1 protein-coding gene is annotated in these 1,778 nt (G+C 67.5%); it reads left to right on the forward strand.

All coding sequences use genetic code 11. The features are described from left to right. Positions 1-130 precede the first annotated feature (130 nt). Positions 131-1,750 (forward strand): IS1634 family transposase, encoded by a 1,620-nt coding sequence (locus tag ABZ281_RS48055; protein WP_356665018.1) that lies wholly within the window; start codon positions 131-133, stop codon positions 1,748-1,750. Positions 1,751-1,778 lie beyond the last annotated feature (28 nt).

Here is a 1,778-nt window from a genome sequence, read left to right on the forward strand (position 1 = left end):
GCTAGTCCCATCCTCCGCACATGACCGGTTCGGGTGATCTGATGATGTGACCGGTACCTGGACGGGTGTGACTCGTTGAGTGGACGTGCCGATATCTCGTACACGTCGTTCCCGGGTCCAACGTTCCCGCATGGCAGTGGAGTTGACTTCCGTGGTGGAGAGGCGTCTGGGCGCTCTGCCTGCCTCTGCCGAGTTTCTGCGCCGGCTGGACGTGGCCGGGATCATCGACGAGCTGTGCCCGGTCCGGGATGTGGCGCATCTGACGCACGGGCAGGTCATCGAGGTACTGGTCGCCAACCGGCTGTCCTCGCCCACGTCGATGGTCCGGGTGGAGGACTGGGCCCGTACGTGGGCCGTGGAGGAGGTCTTCGGCGTGGCCGCCGAGTTGCTCAACGATGATCGGCTCGCCCGCGCGCTGGACGCGATCGCGCCGCGCCTGGAGGAGATCACCGGCTCGGTCGGTGCGCAGGCCATCGCGGAGTTCGGCGTCGACACCGCCCAGATTCACTGGGATATGACCTCGATGTCCATGTTCGGTGCGTACGAGGACCAGGAGGACGGGTTCCCGCAGGTCAGGTACGGCCACCCCAAGGACCGGCGGGTGGACCTGAAGCAGATCCAGGCCGGGCTGGCAGTCAGCCGCGACGGCGGCATCCCGCTCTTCCACCGGGTCTACGACGGCGGTGCGGGCGAGGTCGCCCAGGTCGTCGGCGCGATGAAAGCCCTGCGGAAGATCGCCGACCGCAAAGACTTCCTGCTGGTCGCGGACTCCAAGCTCGTGTCCTACCCGAACATCACCGCGCTGCTGGACGCGAAAGTCGACTTCATCGCCCCGATCCCGGCTGCCCAGGTCAAGGACGAGGTCTACGCCGCCTTGGACGTGCAGTCCGCCCAGCGGGTCGACTACGTCAACGACCGCGACCGCGAGCGGAACACCCCCGCCGACCAGCGGGAGACCTACCGGGTCCTGGAAGACGTCCATGTCATGGCCGGGCCGCGCAAACGCGACCCGGTCCACCGGCTGCGCCGGATCCTGGTCCACTCCACCGGCAACGCCAAAGGCCAGCAGGCGGCCCGCGCCAAACGCCTGGCCAAGGCGACGGAAGACCTGGACAAACTGCAGCGCTCCGCCGGCGGCCGCTACTACAACACCGCAGCGAAGGTCGAGGCCCGCATCGGCGTGATCGCCAAGGCCCGACGCGTGGCGAGCTGCCTGCGCACCACTGTGACCACCGCCCCTGACGGGCGCCCGTCCCTGGCCTGGCACTTCGACCAGGACGTGCTGGATGCCGAGGCCGCCGCCGACGGCTGGTATGCCCTGATCACCCGGCTCACCCCCAAGCAGGCCGACGCCGCTGAAGTCCTCAAGCGTTACAAAGGCCAAAGCGTGGTCGAGCGCCGCTACGGCGACTTCAAAGGCCCGCTGGCCGTCGCCCCGATCTTCCTGGAGCACAACCGCCGCATCGCCGCTCTGATCACCGTCATCTGCCTGGCCCTGCTGGTGTTCTGCCTGATCGAACGCCAAGTCCGTCAGGCCCTCGGACCCGAGCAGACCATGAGCGGCCTCTACCCCGACAACCGCAAGGTCCGCCCCACCGGACGCATGATCCTCTACCACCTCGACAGCCTCATGCTCCGCCCCGGCACAACCACCAGCCCACCCGCCATCCTCATCAGCCGAGGAGTCCAAGCACACCTGCTCGAACTCCTCGGCATCGACGAAACCAGACCCCGCTGGCTGGAGACCTAAACCCCCAAGTGCGAAGTCACCGGCTAGT

The sequence above is a fragment of the Streptomyces sp. NPDC006265 genome (genome assembly GCF_040613555.1).
In the GTDB taxonomy this organism is placed as follows: Bacteria; Actinomycetota; Actinomycetes; order Streptomycetales; family Streptomycetaceae; genus Streptomyces.